The following is a 26659-nucleotide window of genomic DNA, read 5'->3' as shown; positions in this document are numbered from 1 at the left end:
ATAGAGGAAAAGAAATATAAAAAAGAGTCAAACAGAAATAAAACAGGCCGTGACGGGGGTGCCGTCATGGCCTGTCTGCTTATAGTGTATTGAGTACTTCTACATATGAAGATATGAGTAATATGGTGATCAGAACGTTGATTGTTCTGAAGACGCGAGTTTGCTTTTCAGTCGACATCTTTGTTTTCAAGCATAAGGAATGAGTGAGTGAGTTGAACACAAATAAAATGACGAGTGCATACAAGATAAATCCAAATGCCATGATGAAGAAACCTCCTTTATTCCCTATGAAACTACTCTATCAAAATTTCTTACCCTTGAACAGAATTATGCGGTGAAAATCAGAAAAAGAACATTTATGGTGGGTATTATTCAGCTAAATAGCACGATTCTGAAAGACACGCTGTCAAGATATATTGTGATGGAAGGTTTCCGTTGCCGTGGATGGAACTAGGAGGTCCGGGAAATGACTCGCTTTCCGTGGGCATGCGCTGAGCCTCCTCGAGCTAATCGCTCTCCGGGGTCTCACCTGTCATGTTCATCCCACAGGAGGCTCGCCATTTCCCGGACCTCCTTCCGATTGTTTGGAGTAACGGAAACACAAAATGAAGAAGTTAAGTTGGGAAAGTATATCCGCCCTCAAGAAGATTAGGGCACAAGATTGTTAGAGCTCAATGGGGTAGAAACGTTCTATATATCAGCCAAATCGCGTCAAGGTCCGGTATATTAGTTCAGTATTGTACTTAACTGAACACGCATTTACTCATTACTATTCAATAAACTTAATGTAATTTGAAATGAGAGCTTTATAGTTGCGATTGTGGGTCCGTTCATCACAGAACAGATGGGGGTGGATGGAAAACAGCGAGACTCCCGTGGGAGAAGGAGCTAGACGAGTTGTTTTCCATCCAACCCTAACACTTATCACGCAACGGACCCAGAAAGTCTCGAAACTGAGTATACAGGAATAGGAGGTGTTAGTGGGATAAGAAAAAGCTCAGAGTTTACTTAACTCTGAGCTTTTTTCTCATCTGTATTTGATTAAGCTTCACGCTGTTGTACAAGGATGTCGTAGCCTTCTTTCGCATTCTCGATAATGCATTTACGCGGGGCTCTTGCAAAATAATTCAAATAGAGATAGTCAGAAAAAGATATTCCAATATTTACAGATGCAAACAAGATTAAATACGCATAGTACTTAGGGAAGACACAGGCCATGATGAGTGCTGGAATGGTAATGAACAACGTCGGTGCCAGCGCCATCATGATCGATGTCTGTTTTGATAGCTTGGATTTGCATTGGTAAGTGAACGTTGGAATAACACGTTTTCTGAATTTAAAGTTCACTCGAAGTCTCTTATAAAAGAGAATGAGCGGCAAAATATGCATAAGTCGATGCATAGATGGCAAGAAAAACAATATGACAAGAAGTGGCAAAAAGCCGTGGTCTTTCATATCGTGAGTGCCATGGAACATAGAAAACGGTAAATATAATAGTAGAAAGGACAATAGTCCAGTCAAAAACGACATCAGGTATAAGCGGTTAAGACCGAATTCTTTGTTGATGTTCACTGTTTTCCAGCAATTCATCATAGAATCCCCCTTTGCTACAAAAAGTACTGTGATTATATAAGAAATATCGCTATGATATTGGTAATTTCGTCAAATCAATTTTGTTTATCGCACAAGAGGAATAATAGTACGTTTCAGGAGAAAAAGCAATAGGTTTTTTGTAAAAAATATATTTGTTGTAAAAACTGATTTGACGGGAGTTCGTTGTATGTAGGGAAGGTGCACAAAGCGATGATTTGAAAAGAGGTGGGGAAGAGGAAAAACAGTGGAAAAAAATGAGGCATTTAGTTCCGTTTGTTCATTAAATAACCCTTTCTGAATAATGACTTCAGAAAGGGTTATTTAATTTCAAAAACAGGATGCAATGAAATGGTATGATAACTGGTACATTTAAGACGATTTTGGTTTTTGTTTCTTATACGTTTCTAGGTCTGTTGGCTGATTGATTACTGAATCCGTTTCAATACTCTCTAAGGAACGCTCTAGAATTTCCATATACTCGTCCCCATAGATTTCCTTAATTAACGCAGATAAATCCAGAAATTCAGGGAGCTTGCCATACATTTCTGTCATCGGAAGTACGCCTCTTAATACTGAGTTATCGTCAGGGTTATATTCTGATAATGTAGCCTCTAACAACTCCACACCTTCCTCGGTCAGTTCCACATATGTGTTACGCTTATCATTTTCTCGCTTAGAGAATTGTAATAACCCTCTTTCTTCAAGCTTTTTGGAGAAATTGAATGCTGTAGACACGTGCATAACCCCGTACTTCGAAATTTCAGAGATACTGGCCCCTTTTAAATGGTAAGAAATCCATAGGATATGGTGCTCATTGATATTAAGTTTGAAAGGCTTGATCCATTCTTGCCAATCCTTTTCAATGGCTTTCCAAAGAGCTTTAGAAAGTTGCGCCATTTTATGACTATAAAAAATTGCCTCCCGTTTGGAAATTTTATCTTTCATACATCTCACCTTCTTTAGGGTAGTCAATAATCTTGAGTGTCAGGTTTACATGAATGAGGAAATCGCCAAGAAAACCACATCTTAGAACAGACCGTGTCACCTTTAATGATAATACCTTTTAATAAATTTTCAAGATATAATGTGCTAAAATATTATTTAAAAAAAATATAAACGGTAACATTTGTGGTACAACGGCCATTTCTCAAAAATGAACTAAAATATTCTTTGGCTTTCAAGTGTTATTTTTCAAGTGTCATTTGTGGAATTGCAGAGGGTTCAGTTGTAAGTACTGGCCCCTTTTAACCCTAACCCAGGACCATCAGCACGGTGAAAAAGATTTTTACCGGACTGATGGTCTTATGATTTTTAGGACATTAAATAGGGGTTAATTAGTAGGAGCTTGCATTGGGGTTAATTTCTTGAAACGCACGCATAATTAACTCATGGAATTTTATCATATCTTCAATGCGCTTATAGAGGTTATTTGCTTTATTTATTTCGTCATCCTTTGAAAAATCCTGATAACGAACTTTTAGATCGTTTTCAATCCCTTTTAATGAACCCTCTTGCTCATAGGCTGCCTTTTGCCATTTCTTTATATAGGAAGACATGAAATTCTTATAAAGGTTTTCATTTGCTTGATAGAGGTCTTTTCGTACCCCTTTTTTCCATACACGTTCGACCAGCCCCTGATCAACCAGTCCGCGTACGCCTGTACTCATAGAAGTTTTACTCTTTCCTAGTGCTTCACTCATTTCATCCAATGTCATTGGAGAACGATTAATATATAACGTTACGAATAATCGAGCATCGGCTGGCGTTAATCCGAACATCTCGAGTGTTTTTGAAAACTCGTGTATGACTTTTGTATGAATGTCTTCTAGTGATTGGTGATCTTTTAATACCATAAGATCCTCCTTATCAAAGTTGCTATGATAACATTACTATATTTTGGTTATTAATAAAAATTAAATATAAGGGAGTATTTGAGAGAAAATAAAAGTTATATGTAGAAATTAGGTATTTTAACTTTGTACAGTTTAAACTGTACGTAATTTTTGTTCTTATTTTAAAGTATTTATGGTTTGAACTTTTTATTACAAATAGGTTACAGTAGTAAAGGTGATTGCGAGTACGGATAAAAAACGGACTGAACGTACCATAATAAACTAAAACATAAGAGGTGATAGACGTGCCGATCATACAGGTAGAAAACTTGTCCAAAATATTTGGTAAGCAAGCAAAGAAAGCTACTAAATATTTGGACGAAGGTTTATCCAAAGAAGAGATATTACAGAAAACAGGCAATACCGTTGGGGTAAATCGGGCATCCTTTGATGTAGAAGAAGGAGAAATATTCGTCATCATGGGATTATCCGGAAGTGGTAAATCCACGCTCGTTCGTTTAATTAACCGATTGATCGAACCAACGGAAGGCAGCGTGTACATCGATGGTCAGGACTTAGCGCAAATGGATAAGAAAAATCTTCGGGAAGTCCGCCGTCAAAAGCTAAGCATGGTTTTCCAACGATTTGCTTTGTTTCCACACCGTACCGTTCTTGAAAATGCTGAATTCGGTCTTGAGGTGCAAGGGGTGGACAAGGATAAACGTAAGGAAAAAGCACAAAAGTCACTTGAAATGGTAGGGCTGGGAGACTATATCCATCAATTCCCTGGCCAACTATCAGGTGGGATGCAGCAGCGTGTCGGTTTAGCCCGTGCACTTGCAAACGATCCAGAAGTACTGCTTATGGACGAAGCTTTTTCTGCACTTGACCCACTCATCAGAAAAGAGATGCAGGATGAACTGCTTGAGCTTCAAGAGTCTATGAAAAAGACTATCCTCTTCATCACTCACGACCTTGATGAAGCACTAAGGATCGGTGATCGTATCGCATTAATGAAGGACGGAAAAATCGTCCAAATCGGTACACCGGAAGAGATTCTAGTTAACCCTGCCAATGATTATGTTGAAAAATTCGTTGAAGACGTTGATCGTTCTAAAGTGCTATCAGCAGAGCACATTATGAAACGTCCAGAAACTGTTGATATTGAGAAGCATGGACCTAGAACAGCGCTTGAGCGGATGCGGAAAGAAGGACTATCTACAATTTATGTCACAGATGCGAAGCGTAACTTGAAAGGCTATGTGACCGCTGACGACGTATCAGAAGCTGTCCAGAAGGATGCGAAAGATCTGAAATCGATTCTTCGTACTGACATTCCCAAAGTGGAAAAAGATACTTCTATGAATGAGATTTTCGATGTGATTCATGATGCGCCAGTTCCTGTAGCAGTCGTTGAAGACGGCAAGCTGCGAGGAATTATCGTAAGAGGTGCTGTTATTGCTGCATTAGCTGGAAGTGAGGTGAACTTAAATGGAATTGATTCCTAAGATTCCTGTAGCGGAATGGATTTCTTCTGCTACGGATTGGATTACAGATACGTTCGAATTTCTATTTGATTTTATTAAGAATGATTTTGGTGACTTTATTGAAATGTTCGCAGAAGATTGGCTGATGAGTATCCCAATCTGGCTCTTTATCTTAATTGTTGGTGTTGTAGCATTCTTTATATCCGGTAAAAAGTTTGGTTTGGCAGCTTTCTCAGTCATTGGTCTCTGGTTTATTTCCAACCAGGAGCTTTGGTCAGAATTGATGAATACATTTACGCTCGTGATATTTGCGAGTTTAATTTCAGTCATAATTGGAGTTCCATTCGGTATTTGGATGGCTAAAAGTAAAGTGGTAGAAAGTATCCTTACGCCCATCCTCGACTTCATGCAGACGATGCCGGCGTTCGTTTACTTGATTCCGGCTGTTGCATTTTTCAGTATCGGTATGGTTCCGGGTGTATTTGCATCCGTTATTTTCGCAACACCTCCGACGGTTCGTTTTACAAACTTAGGAATCCGTCAAGTATCTCATGAATTAATTGAAGCGTCTGATTCATTTGGAACAACCGGAACACAAAAACTATTTAAAGTTCAATTGCCAATGGCTAAGAAAACGATCATGGCAGGGATTAACCAAACAGTCATGCTTGCTCTATCTATGGTTGTTATTGCATCCATGATCGGTGCGAAAGGACTTGGACAAACGGTTATTACTGGACTTCAGCGTGCAGAGGTCGGTACAGGCTTTGTAGCAGGTCTAGGTATTGTAATTTTAGCTATTATCATCGACCGCTTTACACAGAACTTAAATACTCAACGCGGTGAACAATAAAAAAAGATAGAAAGGGCTGCTATCACGCCCTTTCCTTATAAATCAATCTATTAAAAGGGGAGAAATTTACATGTTTAATCTAAATTTAAAACGTCTGGGGATTGCAGCTGGTCTGTCTTTGACACTTGTCGCAGCAGGCTGCGGTTCTTCCGATGAAGGTTCTGAGAGCTCTGGAAGTGAAGGTGGAGACTCCACAAACTACAGTGAGGAAATGAATTATGAGATCACAGGTATTGAAGCAGGTGCTGGAGTAGTAAAAGCAGCACAGACGGCAACAGAAGAGTATGAAAATCTTGCTGGATGGGAAGTAGCTACTTCTTCTTCAGGAGCAATGGCTACAGCCCTAGGGGAAGCAATTGAAAATGAAGAACCGATTGTCGTAACAGGATGGACACCGCACTGGAAATTTGCTAAATATGACTTGAAATATCTTGAAGATCCGAAAGAAGTCTTCGGTGGAGAAGAACAAATTAAGACAATGGTGCGTAAAGGTCTAGAAGGTGACAAACCAAATGCTTATAAGATTCTAGATCAATTCAATTGGACTGCTAAAGATATGGAAACTGTAATGCTTGATATCAATGAAGGTACAAGTGAACAAGAAGCTGCGAAAAAATGGATCGAGAATAACCAGGACAAAGTAGACGAGTGGACAAAAGGAACAGAAAAAGTGGAAGGTACAGAAGTTGAACTTGTTTATGTGAACTGGGATTCTGAAATAGCTTCTACAAACGTTGTTGCTGAAGTATTGAAACAGCAAGGATTTGAAGTGACAATCACTCCTTTGGATAATGGTCCGATGTGGGAAGCTGTCGCTGAAGGTGAAGTAGCCGGTATGGTTGCTGCTTGGCTGCCAGGTACTCATGGTGATTTGTATGAGCAGCATAAAGATAATCTTGAAGATCTAGGCGCAAACCTTGAAGGAGCTAAGATTGGACTCGTTGTTCCTAAGTATATGGATGTAGAGTCTATTGAAGATCTAAAACCTGCAGAATAATAACACATGATTTCCTATAGAAATAATTTACCCCAGAAGGTTAGCCTTCTGGGGTTTTTTATCATTTTACTGGTGGTTAATGATTTCGTGGTCAGGTTCGGTATCCGTATTATTCTCTTGTGCTTTCGCCTTTTCTTCTAGCTCCTTTAAGCTCTCCTCTATTTGTTCTAGATATTTTTGAATGTTCTTTTGGTGAGGCTCAACCGTCTTCTTCCAGCTCTCAACAGATGTTTTTACATCTTCTGAAAGTTCCTTAATCAGCTCTGCGCCTTCTTTGGAAGTTTGAGCAATTTGATCTTTCAACTGCATGCCTTCTTCTTTCAGGCTGAGAACCGTATTTTTTAAGCTTTCACTTTTTAATTTGGCATTTTCACGTAAATCACGGCCAGAAGATGGGGCGCTTAGTAGTGTGTAGGCAGCTCCGACGACGCCGCCGAAGATAAAACCAAGAGCAAGTGACTTTCCGTTTGGCATATAGAAAACTCCTTTCACAATTCCAAGTCATAGTATTATTTTCTCTATATATGTATGAATGAAACCTAAAAACAACTAAAAAAATCGTCTGGTTGAAAATGTCGTGATGGAGGAGGGGAAGGATGTAGCAAAGGCACTACGATTAGGTAGTGCCTTCATGAAGTGAGGATTAGATTCTCACTAGTTGAAATTTTAGTTTGCAGACTTCTCCGTTGGAACTGCATAAGACATATTCGTTCTTCTTAAAATTCCTGTTGCAATCGGATAAATAACGGCTACGAATGCGGTATTCAATGCTGCGGTAGGAATAACAACCGTCATAAACATTACGCTAAAGCTTGCATCCATTAAACCGATAGCAAAAAGAACGATGCCTAAGAATACGGCCCCACTGATTAACGTTCCAACACCAGCCAGAACGGGTGCAGCAAACTTACCTTTGAATAAAGGTTTTAGAATCATAAATATTCCAAAAACGCTGAGTGCGGTAATTGGTTTATCAATTAGGTTTGCAATCTGACCCCCTGGAACCGTCGTAGTCAGCGCAGAAATAAACCCTGTAGCAAGTGATAAAATCAGAACGTAGGGCAATTTAGGAAAAAGAATGATTCCTAAGAACATCATCGCCAACATCATGTCCGGACGCATTCCTAAAAAGAAAGGCGGGACAATCGCATGAAGGACTGCTCCAATCCCTACAAACAATGACAACATCACCAAAATACGCGTATTCATTTGAACATCTCTCCTCAACTATACTCGTCTAATCTAAATTTACTTCCCAAGTGTGTCCTCATGACCACTTGCGAAAGCATGACCTAATTATACCAAGAAATCAGGAGGAAAATCAAAATTTACATTAACCTTGTATGTTGTTGTTGATCTCAGCGGCAATTGATTGAAGATCTTCCGTACTGTATTGATCTGAATGGGCTTCCCACTTTGCGCCGAATCCGTCTTGTTTCCCGTATCTTGGAATAAGATGAATATGTAAGTGGAAAACAGATTGGCCTGCAGGTTCCTCATTATTATTCAGTACGTTCAATCCAATTGGTTCATACGTTTCTTTAAGAGCATTGGCGATCTTTGGCACTCTTGCAAACAGCTTCTCTGCCACATCTGAATCAGTGTGGTAGATATCCTGTGTGTGTTGTTTAGGAATGACTAGCGTGTGTCCTTTTGTAACCTGGCTGATATCTAAAAATGCATAGACATCTTCGTCCTCATACACTTTTGCTGAAGGAATTTCCCCATCAATGATTTTACAAAAAATACAATCCTGACTCATCAATCTCACTCCTTAATCTTTTGTATTATTGTATCATATTGTAAGTGACACAATCGAAAATGGAGACTCTATGCAAAAAGTGCAAGTGGCTCCTCAATTGTGATAAAATTTGTGAAGAATGGATGTTAATGAAAAGAGGGATGAAGTTTGCAATCGTTATTACAAGTTAACGACCTTTATGGTGGATATACACATAAAAATGTTTTGCACGGAATTTCGTTTGATGTAAATCCGCGCGAAATTGTTGGACTGATCGGTCTAAATGGAGCAGGAAAAAGTACAACGATTAAACATATCATTGGTATGATGCAAGCAAAAAAAGGAAAAGTATCCATCAAAGGAACTTCTTTTGAAGAAAATCCTGAAGAATATCGCCAGCAAATCGGTTACATACCTGAAATGCCGATATTATATGATGAACTGACTTTATATGAGCACCTTCATCTAACGGCGATGGCTTACAATGTTCCTGAGGATATCTTTAAGAAACGGTTAGATCCCCTGTTAAAAGAATTCAGATTGGAAAAGAAACTGAAATGGTTTCCGGTTCATTTTTCAAAAGGTATGCGTCAGAAAGTCATGATCATGTGCGCTTTTCTCATTCAGCCTGATCTCTATATAGTAGATGAACCATTTGTAGGCTTGGATCCATTAGGAATTCAGTCTTACCTTCAAATGATGGAAGAGATGAAAGAGAATGGGGCAGGGATTTTGATGTCTACACATATCCTTGCAACCGCAGAAAAATATTGTGATCGATTCATCATCCTTCATGACGGAAAAATCAGAGCCATGGGGACTCTAAAAGAATTACAAGAGTCCTTTAGAATGTCCGGAGCTTCATTGGATGATATATACGTCCAATTGACAAAGGAAGAGAACGATGATTAACGCAAAAGAGCTTTGGACCCGTCGGTTTTCAGAGCATATGAAAGAGACAAGCCGTTACTTGAAATATATCTTCAATGGTCACATAGCGTTTGCGATGCTCTTTTTCATCTCAGCTTTGGCCTATTATTATCAGCAATGGCTTTTGGATTTGCCGGAAAACTTCCCGACAGCAGTGATTACTGGATTCGCATTCGGTCTCTTTGCGAGCTATAGCCCTGTACGAACGTTGCTCAAAGAGCCGGACTTAGTTTTCCTTTTGCCGGCTGAATTTCAATTAAATGATTACTTCAAAAGGTGTTTGTATTATAGTTTTATTGTCCAACTCTATGTTGTTTTTCTTATTGCGGCAGCTTTAGGTCCATTGTATTTTGCCACTTTTCCCGAATTGGGGACAGAGTATTATTTAATGATGATTGGCGTCGTCTTAATCATAAAAGGATGGAACATGCTTTCCAACTGGTGGATGTTAAAGGAACGTAATCCCAGAATAAGATGGACCGATCAAATAGTAAAAGCTGTCTTAAATGTTGTGATCTTTTATTTTCTATCAAAGGGCGAATGGGTTTTTGCAAGTATTGTCACCGTCCTCTTAGTAGTGGTAGTACTTTATACGTACACACTTGCCCGTCAAAAAGCTGGCCTAGCGTGGGACTTGCTTGTGGAAAAAGATCAACAGCGCATGAGGACATTTTATCGGATCGCAAATATGTTTACCAATGTACCTCATCTGAAAAACACGGTAAAGAAGCGCCATACATTGGTGCGGGCTTTAGTCTCTCAAATTCCTTATCGACAGGACCGAACCTATACGTACCTGTTTAGAATCACTTTTACACGAAGCAGTGACTATTTAGGGATGTATTTTCGCTTGGTGATCATTGGTGGTCTAGCTATATGGTTTGTGCCAAATGTGTGGGTAAAAATCGCATTTGCGATTCTCTTCTTATACTTAAGCGCATTTCAGATGATGACCTTATGGAATCACCACCGTACAATTGTATGGCTAGACTTGTATCCAGTACGGCAGGAGTGGAAACAGCAGGCTTTGCTTCAATGGCTAAGGCAACTGATGTTGTTTCAGACTTTCCTATTCGGCTTATTATTTTTGCTGCAATGGAATCCACTGGGGCTTGCTATCGTTTGGGCAGGAGGCAGTTTGTTCAGCTTTGCCTTTATTAACGCTTATGTGAAGCCTAGATTAAGTTAATGATTAACAAAAAGAGAGCGGGTTGCCGCTCTCTTTTTGCATAATTTTTGGTTTATTCAGTTATATAGTAGTATTCTTGGAGACTCGGGAGGTTTCCGTTGCCATAGAAAGAAGTAGGAGGTCCGGGAAATAACTCGCTTTCCGTGAGAGTCCGGTGAGGTTCCTTAGGCTTCGCCTTGCGGGATCTCACCATGAACTCTAATCCCACAGGAGTCTCGCCATTTCCCGGACCTCCTTCCGATTAATTAGAATAACGGAAATACCTTATTAGTTAAAATTGACCGATGTCCTTACCTTCATTATATTTGGACCGGACGTAGAAAGTCTTTTGATAGGCTTTATTACGGTTATCTACAGAGCACTCATATGGATAGAAACCCCATCCTTGTAATTGATATAAAACCCGGCAGATTCCCACGCAGGAAAGCAAGTCGTTTCCACGCCAACCCTACTCCTTATAACCTGACGGACCCAAGAAAATCTCGAAACTGAGCCTTGAGGATCAGGAGCCATTAATAAAAGAAAGCTCTTTTTTTATAATTACTGGTGAGTAATATCATGTAAATAATATGGAGGGAAGAACTATGGATTACGAAACAAAGGTGAAAAAAGAGGCAGAACGCTGGAGTCGTTCCTTAGAAAAAAGGTCGTCCGTGTTGCAGCGGACATCTAAACGATTTCAATCCTCAATCAACCAAAAGATACCTGACCAAATTCACAACGTTGTCACAGAAAGCATTAGAAAAATGATTGAAGTGTCACTGACGACTTCTGAATATATACGTCCTGTCGATTTAAATACATCAATGTCATTTCAAGAAAGAGAACAGCTAGTGACAGAAAGACTGGACCAATATAAAAAGACAGCTGCTTTCGAAGGGGCAGGTACCGGCTTCGGGGGATTCTGGTTAGGGGCAGCGGACTTCCCATTATTATTAAGTATTAAAATGAAATTTATATTTGATGCCGGGCAGATTTATGGACTGGATGTTCGTAAGTATGAGGAACGTGTCTTCTTGCTTCACCTATTCATGCTTGCCTTCTCAAGTGATGAGGCTAGGGAGAATGTAAGGGGGAAGGTGTTGAATTGGAATCATCTAGATAGGAAACAGAAGCACATGGATTGGAGAACTCTCCAAATCGAGTATAGAGATACGCTTGATTTTGTGAAGTTATTTCAATTGATTCCAGGTTTTGGAGCTGTTGTTGGTTACGTAGCTAATGGCAGAATGCTGGAACATTTAGGGGAGACGACAATGAACGCTTGCCGCCTCCGTTTATTATGAATGTTTTTTATACTTGCTCCTGGTAGCTTCTGTAAGCTTGCAGAAGTGTTTTTGCGGCATAATTTAAAGCTTTCTCATCAAAGTCAAATTTAGGATGATGGTGTGGATAATAATGATCCGGAATTTGCCCGCCAGTGAAATAAAAAGCACCTGGTTTATCTAGTAAATAATAAGCAAAATCCTCTCCAGCCATTACGGGTTCAATTTCCTCCGTCTGCAGTGATGGGTCTGCTTCGTGTGATCGTTGTAAAATCAGCTCAGCTTCTGTTTCATGGTTGACGACAGGAGGATACCCTTTATGATAATTGAATTCATAGTCCGCACTATTGCTTTCGCAAGTGCCTTTAATAATTTTTTCCATCTCATCAATGATCAGTTCTTGGACCTCATGATCAAAGGTCCGGACTGTACCTGTCAATTCAGCTGAATCAGCTATGATGTTAAATGTATGCCCAGCTTCGAATGTTCCCACGGATAGAACGGCAGTTTTTAAAGGATCTACCCTACGACTTACCACTTGTTGTAGAGAGGTGACAAGCTGAGAAGCGATTACAATAGCGTCTTTAGTTTGGTGGGGTTGAGCTCCATGACCGCCTTTCCCTTGAATCTTAATTTCAAAACGATCGGCACCTGCCATGAATGGACCTTTAGAAGCTTGGATGACACCAACAGGGGTATTCACCCAAATGTGCGTACCAAATACAGCATCGACGTGTTCCAAAGCTCCTGTTTCAAGAATTGGTTTGGCTCCGCCTGGGGCGTATTCCTCGGCATGCTGATGAAGAAAAACAATTGTACCGGGGAGGTCTTCTTTAAATGGGAGTAAGGCTTCAGCCAATCCTAGTAGGGCAGCTGTGTGCCCATCATGACCACAAGCATGCATAGCTCCATCGTTCTTCGATTTATAGCTGACTTCATTTTCTTCTTGAATCGGAAGGGCATCAAAATCTGCCCTTAAAGCTACTGTTTTCCCCGGTTTTCCTCCTTCAAGGGTAGCAATCACACCATTGCCGCCAACTTTGCATTGATAAGGTAACCCCAGTCTTTTGTATGTACCTATAATGAACTGAGCCGTTTTTTCTTCTTTGAAAGACACCTCAGGGTGCCGGTGTAAGTGTCTTCGTGTTTCAACCATCTGCTCATACTGGTCATCAATCGCTTGGAAAATTGTGTCCCACATGTATGTTCTTCCTCCTTGAGAATGATTGAATAAAGTGTAATACATGTCTGTAGGATTCTCAAACTAATCTGACTATTTACTGGAATGTAAAAAATTCAAAAGAAATGTAAAAAAGCCGCTATCAACATAGCGGCTAGTAAGTATTAATCGTATAAACGGGAATCCTTCAGAAGACGGCCAATCTCTTCCATATGACCAGTTTCATCAGAAATTAAATCATCCAGTTTTACTGAAAGCTCGGTTAACCCTAATTCTTCAGCCTGAGCTTTGCGCTCTTCATAGCGCACAATTGTTTGACGTTCTGCTTCCATAGCTTCTTCAAGCATAGGTTTAACTTCAGCCAACTGCTTGACTTCAGCAGGAGTTGTAGTTGGAGTACCTCCAAGAGTACTAATCTTTTCTGCTAAGTAAAGGGCGTGGCCTTGTTCGTCTGTGACCTCACTCTCAAAGAATGGCTTTAATACGGAGCGATACAAACCTGTGACGACTGCCGCATTATATGTGTACATAATCGAAGCGGCATATTCATGAGCCAAGTCTTCGTTTAGTCCATCGATTAGTGCTTTCATTTTTTCATCCATACCCTAACATCCTCCTTATAAAAAATTGACACAATATAGATATTCCCTGAAGTCCACTCTTTAAACATGCTTCTCTACAAAAAATAGTCCGTCCTGAGACGGAGAGGGAAACAGTCTGAGGCTCGTTTTAATTACAAAGTGATTCAAGTAAAGTAAGAGTAAGCAGGAAGGGGTTCTACACTGAAATTAAGCTGAATTAAAGGAATCTTCCACCTCGTATAGAATAAATAGTCTTAGGAAAGAAAAGGGTGATTAGTAATGAAAAAAGGGTTTTTGAATGTTTTATTGGCTATAGCACTCGTCTCGATCGGAGTTCTATTACTTTTGTCTAATCTAGACGTTATTTCCCTGGAAATGAGTCTCTCATGGGAGAACATCTATCCAGTCTTACTCCTTGGTATTGGATTGAAAATGTGGCTGGATGCCCTTTTAAAATCAGGAGGCTCATGGATTCTTGGGTCGTTTCTTACTATATTAGGGGCTCTACTTCTACTAGATCGTTTTGAAGTGATTGTATTTGAACTGGGTGATGTGCTGCGGCTATGGCCTCTTCTATTTATTTATATAGGATTCGCTATATTTTTGGGTGGAAATAAGCGAAAGAGGAATTTTGAGTTCCACTATGATTCAAAAGCAGATCCTCAGAACACAGCAACGTTCTCTAGGAAAGACCCAAAACCAAGTCGGATGGCAATCGGAAGTCAGGAGTTTAAAAAGGATAACTGGAAAGTGGAACCGATGGATCTTTGGAATGGAATCGGAGATTATAAGTTCGATTTCACAAGAGCCTTCATACCTGATGGGGATACTCCTATCCATGTAAGAGGCTGGATAGGTGATGTGAAAATGGTCATTCCGAAGAATGTCCCATTCAGAGTTGAAGCAAGTATTAAGACGGGGGATATTCAGGTCAATAATCAGAATGCAAGTGGATTTAAACGAGAACTTGTATACGAGACCGAGGATTATCACACTGCTACCAGAAGGTTATCCCTCTATATTGATTTTAGAGTAGGTTCCATAAAGGTTGACCATGTATAGGAGGGGAAGACGGTCATGTTAAAACAGTTGAATAGTATCCGATATATGTATATTCGATCACATTTGTACGGGCTCATTTTGAATATATTTATATTGTTGGCTGTACTTCTTTCCATTCACGTCTGGTTTGAACCATCATGGCTAAGCCCGGGTGCCATTTTATTTTTTATCCTCTCGTATTTGATCGTAGGTTTCTTTATGTCTATCTATGCTGGCTTTAAATCGAGTGGCGATATGAAACAGCGGTTTGATTATATTTCAACGATGATCACCCAGCTGTCGAGAGGAGAATTTTCTTCAAGGATTTACTTTAATGAAAATGATGAGGTCGCCAGCTTAGGGGATGAACTTAATGAGCTGGGAGAAAAGCTACAGCAGCAAAAAGAGTCTTTATTAAAGCTTGCCGATGAAAAAGCAGAACTAGCACGCTCTGCTCATAAGGCAGCTACCATAGAGGAGAGACAAAGATTAGCCAGGGATCTGCATGATGCGGTCAGCCAGCAATTGTTCGCTTTGACTATGATGGCTCAAGCTACGGGAAAAGTATTTGATAAAAATCCCGATAAAGCGAAGAAGCAGCTTGAAGAAATCACGCAGATGGCACTACAAGCCCAGACAGAAATGAGGGCTCTCCTTCTCCATTTAAGACCTGTTCATTTGTCAGGCGAGCCATTGACCGAAGGGGTTTCTTCTCTCATTGAAGAATTAAAACAAAAATGTCCGCTTCATTTTGATGTCCAAATGGAGGAGATGGATGAAATATCGAGAACGACAGAGGAACAGCTCTTCCGAGTGGTACAAGAAGCACTATCCAATATTTTACGTCATGCGAATGCAACGGAAGTAAAAGTCAATTTGACTCATTCAAAGGATGAGATGTTCCTACATATATCGGATGACGGTGCTGGTTTTGATCCGGATGAAAAGAAAAGCAACAAGGCGTCTTACGGGTTGAAGTCTATGAAAGAGCGCTGTGAAGAAATTGGAGGCGTGTTTACGATTCGTTCTAGAGAAGGAGAAGGAACGCATATCGATATAAGAGTGCCAATAGCTGTTCAAAGTAAGGAGGAGTCAAAATGATACGTGTAGCCGTTATTGATGATCATGATGTAGTAAGAAAAGGGATCATCGCTTATTTAGATACGGAGGATGATTTAGAAGTCGTTGGAGAAGCGTCAAGTGGATTCAAAGGAGCGGACTTAGTCAAGGAACTGAAACCTGATGTGGTTTTGATGGATTTGATCATGGAACAGGGGACAGGAATTGATGCAACCGAGGAAATCATGAAAACAGAGGATTGTAAAATTATCATTCTCACAAGCTTTTATGATGACGAAAAGGTCTTTCCTGCTCTTGAGGCGGGGGCTTTCAGTTATATGCTGAAGACTTCTTCTGCGGATGAAATCGCTGAGGCCATTCGAAAAGCCTACCAGGGTGAAAATGTGATTGAGCCAAAAGTAGCTACCAAAATGATGACTCGTCTTCGAAAAGAGAAAAAACCTCATGAGGAATTGACAAGAAGAGAACTAGAAGTATTAATGTGCATAGGAGAAGGGATGACGAATCAGGAAATCGGTGAACATCTCTATATAGGGATAAAGACGGTTAAGACTCATGTAAGTAATGTATTGAGTAAACTTGGCGTCCAGGATCGTACTCAGGCAGCTGTATATGCCCACAGAAATCAGTTGCTTAAAAAATCATAATTCCCCAAAAGCCACCATTGCGTGGCTTTTTGTTTTTTTATGACCAAAACAGAAAACTTTAGCAGGGAAAGTATTTTGTATTCAAATTAATACCTAGTATAATACACATGGGAGAGGTAGAAAGGATTAGTGCACTTATGAAATCAAATCACGAAACTTATTTGTTTTTAACCTGGGCTACAGCACTTGTAGCCACTGCAGGGAGCTTGTTCTTTTCTGAAGTACTAAAGTATGAACCGTGTGAGCTTTGCTGGTACCAGCGTATCCTTATGTATCCACTTGTCTTCATTTATGGGGCTGCATTGGTGAAGAGAAACTTGGAGATTGCTATACCTGGTATGATCCTTAGCGGAATTGGAATGCTAGTTTCTATCTATCATTATTCCATTCAAAAAGTGCCGGGGTTATCAGACGGAGGCGCATGTGGGCTCGTTCCTTGCAATGCTCAGTATGTAAATTACTTCGGCTTTGTAACCATTCCGTTTTTAGCTGGACTGGCATTTATCATTATCTTTATTACCCATGGCATTCTGCTCATGAAGAGAAGGAGATCGTAAACATGAAAAAGAAGATGGCTATATTTGGAGCGGTCCTTGCCGTTCTTATTGCCGTATTAATCTTTGTTGTAAATTATCAAAATAACCAAAAGACAGCGGATAATCCTTATGGGAAAGAGACGTTAGATCAAGCGACTATTGATCAACTGGATGACCCGATGTACCAGAATCAGATTACACCGGATGAATTAGAAGAACAAATAAATTCAGGTGAACCAACTACGGTTTATTTTTATAGCCCAACTTGTAGCCACTGCCAGCGCACAACCCCTGTTGTTGTTCCAATGGTTCAAGAGCTTGGCATAGATTTAAAAAAGATGAACGTTCTTGAATTTGATAAAATGTGGAATGAGTACAATATTGAGGGAACACCGACTATCATCCATTTTGAGGACGGAGAAGAAGCCGCACGCATTAAAGGTGAGCAAAACGTTGATGCTTTCGATGAGTTCTTTCATCAGGAAGTACTGAAGGACGCTCCTGAGAAATCCGCGGAATAAGAAAAAGTGAGCGGCTGAAAACCGCTCACTTTTCCTTTATTCTTCCATTTGTACCATATGATATTTTGTAATATAAGCGTCTCCATCAATGAAAGAAGGTTTTTTCTGGTGTTTTGGGCCAGAATTTTTGTGAGCTTGTTCAAAGGATTTGGAGTTCTTCCAATCTTCAAAGTCTTGAGCATTCCTCCATTGTGTAAGAACCACATAAGTATTGCCTCTAGTTGGACGGAGAATACGAATGGCTTGAAATCCTTCCATGTTCTCCACGTTTCCTGCTCTTTGCTTGAAACGATCTTCAAATACGGGGCGTCCTTCGTCACTTACAGGGATGTTGTTCATAACGACAAAGCCTTTGGACTTCATATCACCGACAGAATCTACAACTTCGTAGTCTCGGCCTTCTTCAAAGATGGACGTTTGCCCCCCTTCATAATAGGCGACGGTTTTATCCTGGTCTTGCATGAAAAGTAAGTGAGCATCTGGATGTTTTTGGTTTAGCTTAGCTAAGTAATTCAATGTACCATTTGTCATCGAAACCTTCATAGCGATGTCCCCTTTCCTGCGTTATGTTCAGTGTAGCAATTGATGCATGGAAGGAGCAAGTTTAAAGGAATCGTTCAGAAAGGATGCACAAGAGTTGAACATCAAAGAGTATATAAAACGACTACCCTCGTGGACAAAGCATTTGAAATGGCCCGGGATTATTGTTGGAGCCCTAATGCTATTAACGATTATCGGCTATGCAACGATTGTATTTGGTGGGCGATTTGTTGTTGAACAGAAAGATTTGGTTTTGGATGAAATGACGACTGTAGAAACTAAAGATGGGGAAGTTGTAGAACGAATTTATACGAAAAACAGGAAGATCGTACCTATCGATCAAATTCCAGAACACGTAAGAAATGCTTTTATTGCTATCGAAGATTCCCGCTTTTATGACCATTCTGGAGTCGATCTCAAATCAATTGCCCGAGCCGTGTACAAAGACATTATTGCCATGGAGAAGGTAGAGGGCGGCAGTACAATCACACAACAGCTTGCCAAAAACCTTTTCTTATCGAATGACAAAACGTGGATGAGGAAAACAAAAGAAGTGATGGCTGCGAAGTATTTAGAACGGAAATACACGAAAGAAGAAATCTTGGAATTATATTTAAATCGTATTTATTTCGGAGAAGGCGCATACGGAATCGAAGCAGCTTCCCAACATTATTTCAACGTTTCGGTTTCTGACTTAACAGTTCCTCAGGCGGCTTTACTTGCAGGACTGCCAAAGGCACCGAATTCCTACTCTCCTTTTGATCACCCTGAGGAATCGAAGCAGCGCAGAAATGTGGTCCTCGCTAGAATGGCTGCCACTGGTGTGCTGGATACGGATGAAATGATCAGCTTTCAGGGTTCAACGCTAGGAACGGAGAGGAAAGATGAATCTGAGGAAACATGGTCGAACAGCTATGTTGATCTCGTGATTGATGAGGCAGCGGAAAAATATCATATTTCAAGAGAAGAGTTGAAACGTGGCGGATACAGAATCGTTGTAGAAATGGATCCTGCTATCCAGCGCATTGCTGCAGACCAAATGAAAAATGGAGAGTTCGTCCCAGCTTCTCAAGGACAAGCAGAAGGCGCCTTTACACTCATGGATCATAAATCAGGAGCCTTAGTAGCTGCTGTCGGTGGGCGTGATTTTAAACACGGCGATGTGAACAGGGTGAAGACCAAACATCAGCCTGCTTCTGTCATCAAACCTCTCGCTGTTTACGGTCCTGCCTTAATGAATGATAACTATGATCCCTTCACTCTGCTTTCCGATAGTCGCCAATCGTTCGCTGGAAACTTCAACCCATCTAATTATAACGATGAATATGAAGGTGAAGTTTCCTTGTATGAAGCTTTGGTGGAATCGAAAAATGTCTCAGCCGTATGGCTTCTTGATAAAATTGGAATTAACTATTCCAAAGAGTACTTGAGCAAATTGGGTCTGCCTACAGAAGATAAAGGACTGGCGATTGCATTAGGCGGCTTGTCCAAAGGATATTCACCTCTTCAGTTGACAGAAGCTTACCGTAGTTTTGCTCAGCAAGGAAAAAGGGTAGAGGGTTACACAATTCGTCAGATTGAAAACAGAGACGGTGAAATCATCCACGAGCACAAGCTTGAGGAAAAAGAGGTTTTTAATAAACAGACAGCCTGGTACATGACGGAAATGCTTCAAACTACGGTAGAAGAAGGAACTGCGAGCGCGGGAAATTATCCGAAAGCACTAGCAGGCAAGACGGGGACAAGCCAGCTTGCCTCAGGAAAAGGAAATTCGAATGTTTGGTTTGCCGGCTACACCCCCGAATACGTTGGTGTTGTATGGATGGGATATGATCGCGCTGAGGAGGAGCAATGGTTAGAAGGAGGCAGTTCTTATCCTACTCGCATGATGAAGGACATCTTGTCTAAAGTTGATCAGCAGAAGAACTTGACCGCTTCCTTCTCCAAACCAGAAGGGGTGGAAAGTTTGCCTGAGCCTATCGATTTGCCAGTAGTAAATGATCTGGAAGGAAAACTCACTCTTTCAGGACTTGCTCTTCTAAGAGGAACGTTAGAATGGACGCCTTCGAGCGATCAACGAGTAGTATACCGTATCTACCGTGAAGAAGAAGGAGAAGATGTTAATGTTGGAGAAGTGACTGGAAAAGGAAGTTACAAAGTAAGTGCGTTCGGCATTTTTGATCAAACGACTTACTACGTTGTTCCCTACGACCCCTTAACTGGAGCTGAAGGCAAACCTTCCAATTCTGTAACACTTCGTTGGGACCTGTGAAAAAATGAACAATATCGTGACAAATACGCGATCGTTCTATACAGAATGGTCATAAATCGGTATAGTGGATAACGGATGATTGATTTGAACGTGAATAAAGGAGCATATAACCATGAAAAAAATTGAAAACGATACGATTCTCAGAGCCTTTCGTGGAGAAAAAACAGACCATACACCCGTGTGGTTCATGCGTCAGGCGGGAAGGTCGCAGCCTGAATACCGTAAATTAAAGGAAAAGTATTCTTTATTTGAGATTACTCATCAGCCCGAGCTGTGCGCTTATGTCACACGTCTGCCTGTTGAACAATATGGAGTCGATGCTGCTATTCTCTATAAAGACATTATGTCTCCGCTTCCAGCGATCGGAGTGGATGTGGAAATTAAAAAAGGAATCGGACCAGTGATTCATAATCCTACTCGTACAAAAGCGGATATTGAAAAGCTGGGAACCATTGATCCCGAATCTGATGTTCCATATGTGCTGGATACGATTCGTCTTTTGACAAAGGAGCAGTTGAATGTTCCGTTGATTGGGTTCAGTGGAGCTCCATTTACGCTTGCGAGCTATATGATTGAGGGAGGACCTTCTAAGAATTACAATAAAACAAAAGCTCTTATGTATAGCGAGCCGATGGCTTGGTTCTCCTTAATGGAAAAATTAGCCGATATGGTTATTACTTATGTACGTGCCCAGGTGGCAGCAGGCGCAAGTGCTATCCAAATTTTTGACTCATGGGTAGGGGCTTTGAATGCAGCAGATTACCGAACGTACATTAAGCCTGTTATGGAGCGGATCTTCCGTGAGCTTCAAGAAGAAGGCGTCCCTTTGATTTTATTCGGAGTGGGTGCTCGCCATCTAGCTTTGGAATGGAATGAGCTTCCAATTGACGTACTTGGACTGGACTGGAGAATGTCAATTACAGAAGCCCGTGAACAGGGAATTACTAAACCTCTTCAAGGAAATCTTGATCCCTCCACATTATTGGCCGATTGGAACGTGATCGAAGAACGTGCGAAGAGTATTATAGATGAAGGAAGACAACATCCTGCTCATATTTTCAATCTTGGTCATGGGGTTACTCCGGATATTCAGCCTGAAACACTGAAACGGTTGACAAACTTGATTCATGATTATTCTAAAACTAGATAAGAGGTGAACAATGATGGCAAAAAAACAAATGGGCCTATTGGTCATGGCTTATGGAACACCTTATAAGGAAGAAGATCTTGAAAGATATTATACCCACATCCGCAGAGGTCGCAAGCCTTCCGATGAAATGTTACAAGACTTGAGAGATCGTTATGATGCAATCGGAGGCATTTCTCCTTTAGCGCGTATTACAGAAGATCAAGGAAAAGCATTGGAAAAGGAATTGAATAAGCTTCAGAATGAAGTAGAATTCAAACTATACTTAGGTTTAAAGCATATTGAACCATTCGTGGAGGATGCAGTTGAAGCGATGGAAAAAGACGGCATTATAGAAGCTGTATCCATTGTTCTTGCCCCTCACTATTCTACGTACAGTGTTAAATCCTACAATGGACGTGCACAGGAAGAAGCTGACAAGCATGGAATCACCATTCGTTCAGTTGAAAGCTGGTATGATGCTCCTGGATTCATCGATTATTGGAAAGAAAAAATCAATGAAGAATACGCAAAAATGAGTGAAGAAGAAAAACAGAAAGCCTGTCTGATCGTTTCTGCTCATAGCTTGCCAATGAAAATTCTCGAAGGGGGAGACCCTTACCCTGATCAGCTGAAAAAAACGGCTGAACTAATTTCTGATGCCACTGGGATTACTCAGTATGAAATCGGTTGGCAAAGTGAAGGCAATACGCCTGATCCGTGGATTGGGCCGGATGTTCAAGACTTGACAAGTGAGCTTTACAATGAAAAAGGATATACATCTTTTGTATATGCTCCAGTCGGATTCGTATCTGATCATCTTGAAGTTCTATACGACAATGATTATGAATGTAAGGTTGTCTGTGATGAAATTGGTGCGAATTATTACCGTCCTGAAATGCCTAACACTCATCCAAAGTTTATCCGTACACTGGCAAACGTTGTATTAGACAAAGTGAAAGAGCAGGGATAATATGTCTGAACCAAAACAGGTCGTCATTATCGGCGGTGGGATCTCCGGACTGACGGCCGCTTACTACTTACAAAAAGAAAAGCAAAATGGAAATCTACCGATTGATATTCAATTGTTAGAGGCAAGCGACCACCTAGGCGGTAAAATCGACACGGTACAAAGAGATGGGTTCACTATTGAACGGGGGCCTGACTCTTTCCTGGCTCGTAAAGAAAGTGCAGCAAGATTAGCTCAGGCGGTTGGTTTAGGAGATCAGCTCGTGCCTAATGGTACGGGTCAGTCATACATTCTTGTCAACGGGAAGCTTCACCCAATGCCGAGTGGGTCCTTTATGGGAATCCCGACAAGAATCCGTCCATTCCTTTTCTCAGGCTTATTCAGTCCTACGGGCAAAATTAGAGCCGCCCAGGACCTTGTAAAGCAAAAGAAACAAATAGATGGAGATCAATCTCTTGGGTTGTTTTTCCGCCGCAGGCTGGGAAATGAAGTGGTAGAGAATTTGATCGAGCCTCTTTTATCAGGGATTTATGCAGGCGATATCGATGAGTTAAGTCTGCAGTCGACTTTCCCGATGTTTTATGACTTTGAACAACATTATGGAAGCCTGATCAAGGGATTAAGAAAGAAATATCCTATGAAAAAGCCGAAAAAAGGTGAGAAGAAACCAAGTATGTTCCGTACCCTTGAAAATGGTCTTGGCTCGCTTGTTAATGCAATTGAGGACGCCCTTGATCCTGGAGTTGTTCAAAAGAACATCCAAGTGAACCACATAGAGAAACATAAAGAAGGTTATCACTTATTGCTTAGTAATGGAACTGTCCAAGAAGCAGATGCGGTTATTCTTGCTGTCCCTCACTTTGCGGCACAACGAATGTTGACTCAATATGAATTCATGGCTCCTTTTAAAGAAAAGAATGCCACCTCTGTAGCCAACGTTGCTATGGCGTTTGATGCTTCAGCTATTAAAAAAGATATCGATGGTACAGGATTTGTCGTATCTCGAAACAGTGATTTTCGAATAACAGCATGTACATGGACGCATAAAAAGTGGCCGCATTCCACACCAGAAGGTAAAGTGTTGCTGCGCTGCTACGTCGGAAAACCAGATGACCAAGAAGTGGTCGACTTATCGGATGAAGAAATTGTTGAAATCTGTCTTCGAGATTTGAACCAGACGATGGACATTACGGAGCGTCCTGACTTTTCGATCGTAACACGCTGGCATGATGCGATGCCTCAATACAAAGTCGGTCATAACGAACGGTTAGAGACCATTACCGGTGAAATGAAAGAGCACCTCCCAGGTGTTTATCTCGCTGGTGGTTCCTATCGAGGTATCGGACTTCCAGATTGTATCGATCAGGGAGAAGCAGCTGTACAACAAGTACTAGACTATCTTCAATAATTATTCTAAAAACTGCTGTGGGATCACAGCAGTTTTATTGTTTTTGAACTTGTCAGTGCTTGATTTCTTTGCATTAGGAGATAATACATAAAATAGCAATGTTATTGAAGAACTTGCTTCGAGATTTTCCAGCCAACCCTAACACTTATCACGCAACGGACCTTAGAAAGCCTAGACAGTGAGTCTTCAGGGAATAGGAGGATTTAGTTAGAGATCGAAGTCGTGTTAAGGTCCACTTGAGCTACATAGATAGGAATCAACTGAATTTTAAGTTCTTTATTTTGTGAAAAGACTTGCAACAAATTGGAAGGATTAGTATGATTTTATATGGAAGCGTTTTCAATGTTTGCTAGATTATCAGTAGGGGGAATAAGTATGGCTACGATTGAAGATGTAGCAAAATTGGCTGGGTTATCCAGAACAACCGTATCCCGCGTGATCAACGACCAGCCTTATGTCACAGAAGAGAAAAAACAGCGAATCATCCAAGCCATGAATGATCTTGGTTACGTCCCCAATTCATCAGCCCGCAGACTCAGAAGTCAACGTACAGAAACCATCGCCGTACTCTTACCAAGAATAACAAACCCGTTCTTTGGAAATTTAATTGAATCAATGGAAGAGAAGGCCTCTGAATGGGGTTATCAAGTTATTGTTTGTCAAACTCATGATTCCGAGAAAAAAGAGATGGATTATTTACAGCTGTTAAAAACAAAACAAGTAGATGGAGTCATTATGGCCTCCATCATAAATAATTGGGACGATGTTGAACCATATTTAGAATCAGGACCAATCGTTGTTTGCAACGAGTACATGGAAGGCACACCTGTTCCAACTGTGCATATGGATCATAAAAAGGCGTCCTATGAAGCCACTTTACACTTGATGGAGCAAGGATGTAATCATATTGCGTATGTTAGCGGCGGGCCTAATAGTCATTTGACATCCCAGCGTAGAAAAGGGTTCGAGGAAGCACTAAAAGATAAGGGTACAACCAAGATAGAGGACTTGAATATTGATTGGGCCCTTGATGTCAAAGATGGGCAGAAGGTCTTTCATTTCATTAAAGAAAATCATCCATATATTGATGGGGTTTTTACAGGATCAGATGAAGTAGCGGCAGGAATTATATATGAAGCAAGCCAAAATGATTGGGAAATCCCTCACGACCTGGCTGTGGTCGGGTTTGATAATCAAATGATCTCACTGTTAATGGTTCCTTCAGTTACAACAGTGGAACAGCCTGTTAAGCAGATGGCCAACAAAGCAGTAGAAATATTACTGCAGCAGTTGTTGCATCCGGGGACCCATTATCCAAGAGAATATGTGTTTGATCATGAACTGCTTATTCGTAATTCAACTAAAAGAAGAAAATTATCTGTACACTAAAATCCACTTCGTGTGGATTTTTTTGTTATTAAAAAAGTTCCAAGCCCAGACCTTGTGCTAGGGACTGACTAACTTTCATTCATTTACACAATTCATATATGACTTTCAATTAGAAAGATTCGGATCGAAGTTATTTTTGCCCTCACATTCTAGCTATTGATCTCTTCTTTTCTAACTAGTCAGAGGATATCGTACTTTTTGATAGTGTATATTATAAACAATCAATGAGGTGACATCATGAATAATTTTTTACAATATAATCCGACAAAGCTTTACTTTGGTAGAGGACAAATTGAACAGATTTCAAATGAATTAAAAAAAGGTTTGAAAGTTTTAATTATATATGGTGGAGGAAGCATTAAGCGTAATGGGGTCTACAATGACGTCATGGATAAGTTGAAAGAGGTTGACGCAGAGATCCATGAACTGTCAGGTGTCGAGCCTAATCCTCGGTTAAAGACAGTGAGGAAAGGTGTAAAGCTGTGCAAACAAGAAGGAATTGATTTTCTTTTGGCTGTTGGCGGCGGGAGCGTCATTGATTGTACGAAGGCTATTGCCGCTGGAGCAGTTTACGATGGAGATGTATGGGACTTAATTACACAAAAAGCTCCGATAGAACGTGCGCTTCCCATTGGCACGGTGTTAACTTTAGCAGCAACAGGCTCAGAAATGAATGACGTGTCTGTAATTACGAATTGGGAAACAAATGATAAGCTCGGATGGGGCTCTCCACACGTATATCCCACATTCTCTATCTTAAATCCTGAGTACACATTTACTGTACCTGAGGATCAGACGGTTTACGGCATAGTAGACAGCATGTCCCATGCCCTTGAGCATTATTTCCACCGTACGTTCAACACCCCAATGATTGACGGGTTTATCGAATCGTTACTTCGTACTGCCATTGAAACGGGACCAAAGCTCATGAAGAACCTGCAGTCCTTCGAATATCGGGAAACGATGATGTACTTAAGTACCACAGCTTTCAATGGTACTCTAATGAATGGTACAGATGGAGGAGACTGGGCTACTCATAGGATTGAGCACGCTGTTTCTGCCATCTATGATATTCCACACGGTGGCGGACTGGCGATTCTTTTCCCTAACTGGCTTGAGCATGTTTTAGAAGAAGATCCCAGCCGTGTGAAACAGTTGGCGGTTAATGTTTTTGGTGTCGATCCTGCAGGTAAAGAAGATAAACAGGTCGCTCTTGAAGGTGCTGCAGCACTGAGGAAGTTCTGGACATCATTAGGCGCACCAAGCACCTTCAAGGATTATGATATTACCGATCAGGATTTTGACTCCATTGTAGAGAAAACCTTTATTAAACCAGGGGTAGGCACCTATAAGGAGCTAAATAGTGAGAACGTGAAGGAGATCTTGAAGAGCTCTCTATAAAACCTAATATAAGCAATTATCCTTGTATAAGTTTCATGCGCAGGCTGCCGAGTTTTTGACCCGGCAGCCTGCTTTTTTAT

At 40.8% G+C, this 26659-nt stretch carries 27 protein-coding genes; 17 read left to right on the top strand and 10 right to left on the bottom strand.

Going from position 1 to position 26659, the window contains the following annotated elements:
- Positions 1–79: 79 nt before the first annotated feature.
- The 4 genes from HM131_RS15175 to HM131_RS15155 all read right to left on the bottom strand — a co-directional run bounded on the left by HM131_RS15175 (position 80) and on the right by HM131_RS15155 (position 3446).
- Positions 80–262 (bottom strand): hypothetical protein, encoded by a 183-nt coding sequence (locus tag HM131_RS15175; RefSeq protein WP_085030571.1) that lies wholly within the window; start codon positions 260–262, stop codon positions 80–82.
- Between the two features lie 779 nt (positions 263–1041).
- Positions 1042–1593 (bottom strand): DUF3267 domain-containing protein, encoded by a 552-nt coding sequence (locus HM131_RS15165; RefSeq protein WP_085030569.1) that lies wholly within the window; start codon positions 1591–1593, stop codon positions 1042–1044.
- Between the two features lie 369 nt (positions 1594–1962).
- Positions 1963–2538 (bottom strand): HTH-type transcriptional regulator Hpr, encoded by a 576-nt coding sequence (locus HM131_RS15160; RefSeq protein WP_085030568.1) that lies wholly within the window; start codon positions 2536–2538, stop codon positions 1963–1965.
- Positions 2539–2927: 389 nt separating this feature from the next.
- The gene (locus tag HM131_RS15155) at positions 2928–3446 is read right to left on the bottom strand and encodes a GbsR/MarR family transcriptional regulator (protein ID WP_085030567.1); all 519 of its coding nucleotides are present in this window, start codon (positions 3444–3446) and stop codon (positions 2928–2930) included.
- A 284-nt stretch (positions 3447–3730) separates the two neighbouring features.
- Here HM131_RS15155 and HM131_RS15150 point away from each other — a divergent pair, with 284 nt between their 5' ends.
- The 3 genes from HM131_RS15150 to HM131_RS15140 all read left to right on the top strand — a co-directional run bounded on the left by HM131_RS15150 (position 3731) and on the right by HM131_RS15140 (position 6762).
- Positions 3731–4933, top strand: a complete 1203-nt coding sequence (locus HM131_RS15150) for a quaternary amine ABC transporter ATP-binding protein (protein ID WP_085030566.1) — start codon at positions 3731–3733, stop codon at positions 4931–4933.
- Positions 4917–5765 carry an ABC transporter permease gene (locus HM131_RS15145; protein ID WP_085030565.1) on the top strand — a complete coding sequence of 283 codons (849 nt, stop codon included), beginning with the start codon at positions 4917–4919 and terminating at the stop codon, positions 5763–5765. The genes HM131_RS15150 and HM131_RS15145 overlap by 17 nt, the downstream gene beginning before the upstream one ends.
- Positions 5766–5835: 70 nt before the next feature.
- Positions 5836–6762 carry a glycine betaine ABC transporter substrate-binding protein gene (locus tag HM131_RS15140; protein ID WP_085030564.1) on the top strand — a complete coding sequence of 309 codons (927 nt, stop codon included), beginning with the start codon at positions 5836–5838 and terminating at the stop codon, positions 6760–6762.
- Positions 6763–6828: 66 nt separating this feature from the next.
- On the opposite strand, the gene HM131_RS15135 is transcribed toward HM131_RS15140, so the two are convergent.
- The 3 genes from HM131_RS15135 to HM131_RS15125 form a co-directional block, all read right to left on the bottom strand.
- Positions 6829–7236, bottom strand: a complete 408-nt coding sequence (locus tag HM131_RS15135; RefSeq protein ID WP_085030563.1) for a YtxH domain-containing protein — start codon at positions 7234–7236, stop codon at positions 6829–6831.
- 192 nt (positions 7237–7428) lie between these two features.
- On the bottom strand, positions 7429–7971 hold the full coding sequence (locus tag HM131_RS15130) for a tryptophan transporter (protein WP_085030562.1): 543 nt from the start codon (positions 7969–7971) through the stop codon (positions 7429–7431).
- A gap of 124 nt (positions 7972–8095) precedes the next feature.
- Positions 8096–8524: an HIT family protein gene (locus tag HM131_RS15125; RefSeq protein WP_085030561.1), complete on the bottom strand. Its 429-nt coding sequence runs from the start codon at positions 8522–8524 to the stop codon at positions 8096–8098.
- A gap of 147 nt (positions 8525–8671) precedes the next feature.
- On the opposite strand from HM131_RS15125, the gene HM131_RS15120 reads away from it, so the two are divergent.
- The 3 genes from HM131_RS15120 (at position 8672) to HM131_RS15110 (ending at position 11908) form a co-directional block, all read left to right on the top strand.
- A complete protein-coding gene (locus HM131_RS15120; protein WP_085030560.1) occupies positions 8672–9415 on the top strand; it encodes an ABC transporter ATP-binding protein in 744 nt (247 codons plus the stop codon).
- Entirely contained in the window at positions 9408–10622 is a 1215-nt protein-coding gene (locus HM131_RS15115; RefSeq protein ID WP_085030559.1) for an ABC transporter permease, read from the top strand. The genes HM131_RS15120 and HM131_RS15115 overlap by 8 nt, the downstream gene beginning before the upstream one ends.
- Before the next feature lie 584 nt (positions 10623–11206).
- On the top strand, positions 11207–11908 hold the full coding sequence (locus tag HM131_RS15110; RefSeq protein ID WP_085030558.1) for an EcsC family protein: 702 nt from the start codon (positions 11207–11209) through the stop codon (positions 11906–11908).
- Positions 11909–11915: 7 nt separating this feature from the next.
- On the opposite strand, the gene HM131_RS15105 is transcribed toward HM131_RS15110, so the two are convergent.
- Entirely contained in the window at positions 11916–13088 is a 1173-nt protein-coding gene (locus tag HM131_RS15105; RefSeq protein WP_085030557.1) for a M20 metallopeptidase family protein, read from the bottom strand.
- Positions 13089–13231: 143 nt separating this feature from the next.
- On the bottom strand, positions 13232–13669 hold the full coding sequence (locus HM131_RS15100) for a ferritin-like domain-containing protein (RefSeq protein WP_085030556.1): 438 nt from the start codon (positions 13667–13669) through the stop codon (positions 13232–13234).
- A gap of 258 nt (positions 13670–13927) precedes the next feature.
- Between HM131_RS15100 and liaF the strand changes: the two genes are divergently transcribed.
- From liaF to HM131_RS15075, 5 genes are all read left to right on the top strand, one after another.
- On the top strand, positions 13928–14710 hold the full coding sequence (gene liaF, locus HM131_RS15095; protein WP_085030555.1) for a cell wall-active antibiotics response protein LiaF: 783 nt from the start codon (positions 13928–13930) through the stop codon (positions 14708–14710).
- Between the two features lie 15 nt (positions 14711–14725).
- The gene (locus HM131_RS15090; RefSeq protein WP_085030554.1) at positions 14726–15790 is read left to right on the top strand and encodes a sensor histidine kinase; all 1065 of its coding nucleotides are present in this window, start codon (positions 14726–14728) and stop codon (positions 15788–15790) included.
- On the top strand, positions 15787–16416 hold the full coding sequence (locus tag HM131_RS15085) for a response regulator (RefSeq protein ID WP_085030553.1): 630 nt from the start codon (positions 15787–15789) through the stop codon (positions 16414–16416). The genes HM131_RS15090 and HM131_RS15085 overlap by 4 nt, the downstream gene beginning before the upstream one ends.
- A 137-nt stretch (positions 16417–16553) precedes the next feature.
- Entirely contained in the window at positions 16554–16973 is a 420-nt protein-coding gene (locus tag HM131_RS15080) for a disulfide oxidoreductase (RefSeq protein WP_085030552.1), read from the top strand.
- Between the two features lie 2 nt (positions 16974–16975).
- On the top strand, positions 16976–17473 hold the full coding sequence (locus tag HM131_RS15075) for a thioredoxin family protein (protein WP_085030551.1): 498 nt from the start codon (positions 16976–16978) through the stop codon (positions 17471–17473).
- Between the two features lie 36 nt (positions 17474–17509).
- Here HM131_RS15075 and HM131_RS15070 read toward each other — a convergent pair whose 3' ends face one another.
- The gene (locus HM131_RS15070) at positions 17510–18016 is read right to left on the bottom strand and encodes an antibiotic biosynthesis monooxygenase family protein (RefSeq protein WP_085030550.1); all 507 of its coding nucleotides are present in this window, start codon (positions 18014–18016) and stop codon (positions 17510–17512) included.
- A gap of 94 nt (positions 18017–18110) precedes the next feature.
- Between HM131_RS15070 and HM131_RS15065 the strand changes: the two genes are divergently transcribed.
- From HM131_RS15065 to HM131_RS15040, 6 genes are all read left to right on the top strand, one after another.
- Complete coding sequence (locus HM131_RS15065; RefSeq protein WP_157130909.1) at positions 18111–20285, top strand: transglycosylase domain-containing protein; 2175 nt, start codon at positions 18111–18113, stop codon at positions 20283–20285.
- Between the two features lie 112 nt (positions 20286–20397).
- Positions 20398–21435, top strand: a complete 1038-nt coding sequence (gene hemE / locus HM131_RS15060; protein ID WP_085030548.1) for a uroporphyrinogen decarboxylase — start codon at positions 20398–20400, stop codon at positions 21433–21435.
- A 13-nt stretch (positions 21436–21448) separates the two neighbouring features.
- A complete protein-coding gene (hemH, locus tag HM131_RS15055) occupies positions 21449–22384 on the top strand; it encodes a ferrochelatase (protein WP_085032034.1) in 936 nt (311 codons plus the stop codon).
- Between the two features lies 1 nt (position 22385).
- Positions 22386–23789, top strand: a complete 1404-nt coding sequence (gene hemY / locus HM131_RS15050) for a protoporphyrinogen oxidase (protein WP_085030547.1) — start codon at positions 22386–22388, stop codon at positions 23787–23789.
- A gap of 375 nt (positions 23790–24164) precedes the next feature.
- Positions 24165–25178 (top strand): LacI family DNA-binding transcriptional regulator, encoded by a 1014-nt coding sequence (locus HM131_RS15045; RefSeq protein ID WP_085030546.1) that lies wholly within the window; start codon positions 24165–24167, stop codon positions 25176–25178.
- Positions 25179–25415: 237 nt separating this feature from the next.
- Positions 25416–26579 (top strand): iron-containing alcohol dehydrogenase, encoded by a 1164-nt coding sequence (locus HM131_RS15040; protein WP_085030545.1) that lies wholly within the window; start codon positions 25416–25418, stop codon positions 26577–26579.
- Positions 26580–26659: the final 80 nt, after the last annotated feature.

The organism is Halobacillus mangrovi, from assembly GCF_002097535.1.
Taxonomy (GTDB): domain Bacteria; phylum Bacillota; class Bacilli; order Bacillales; family Halobacillaceae; genus Halobacillus; species Halobacillus mangrovi_A.
Note: the sequence above shows the minus strand (reverse complement) of the source record. Positions and strands in the feature narration are given on the sequence as shown.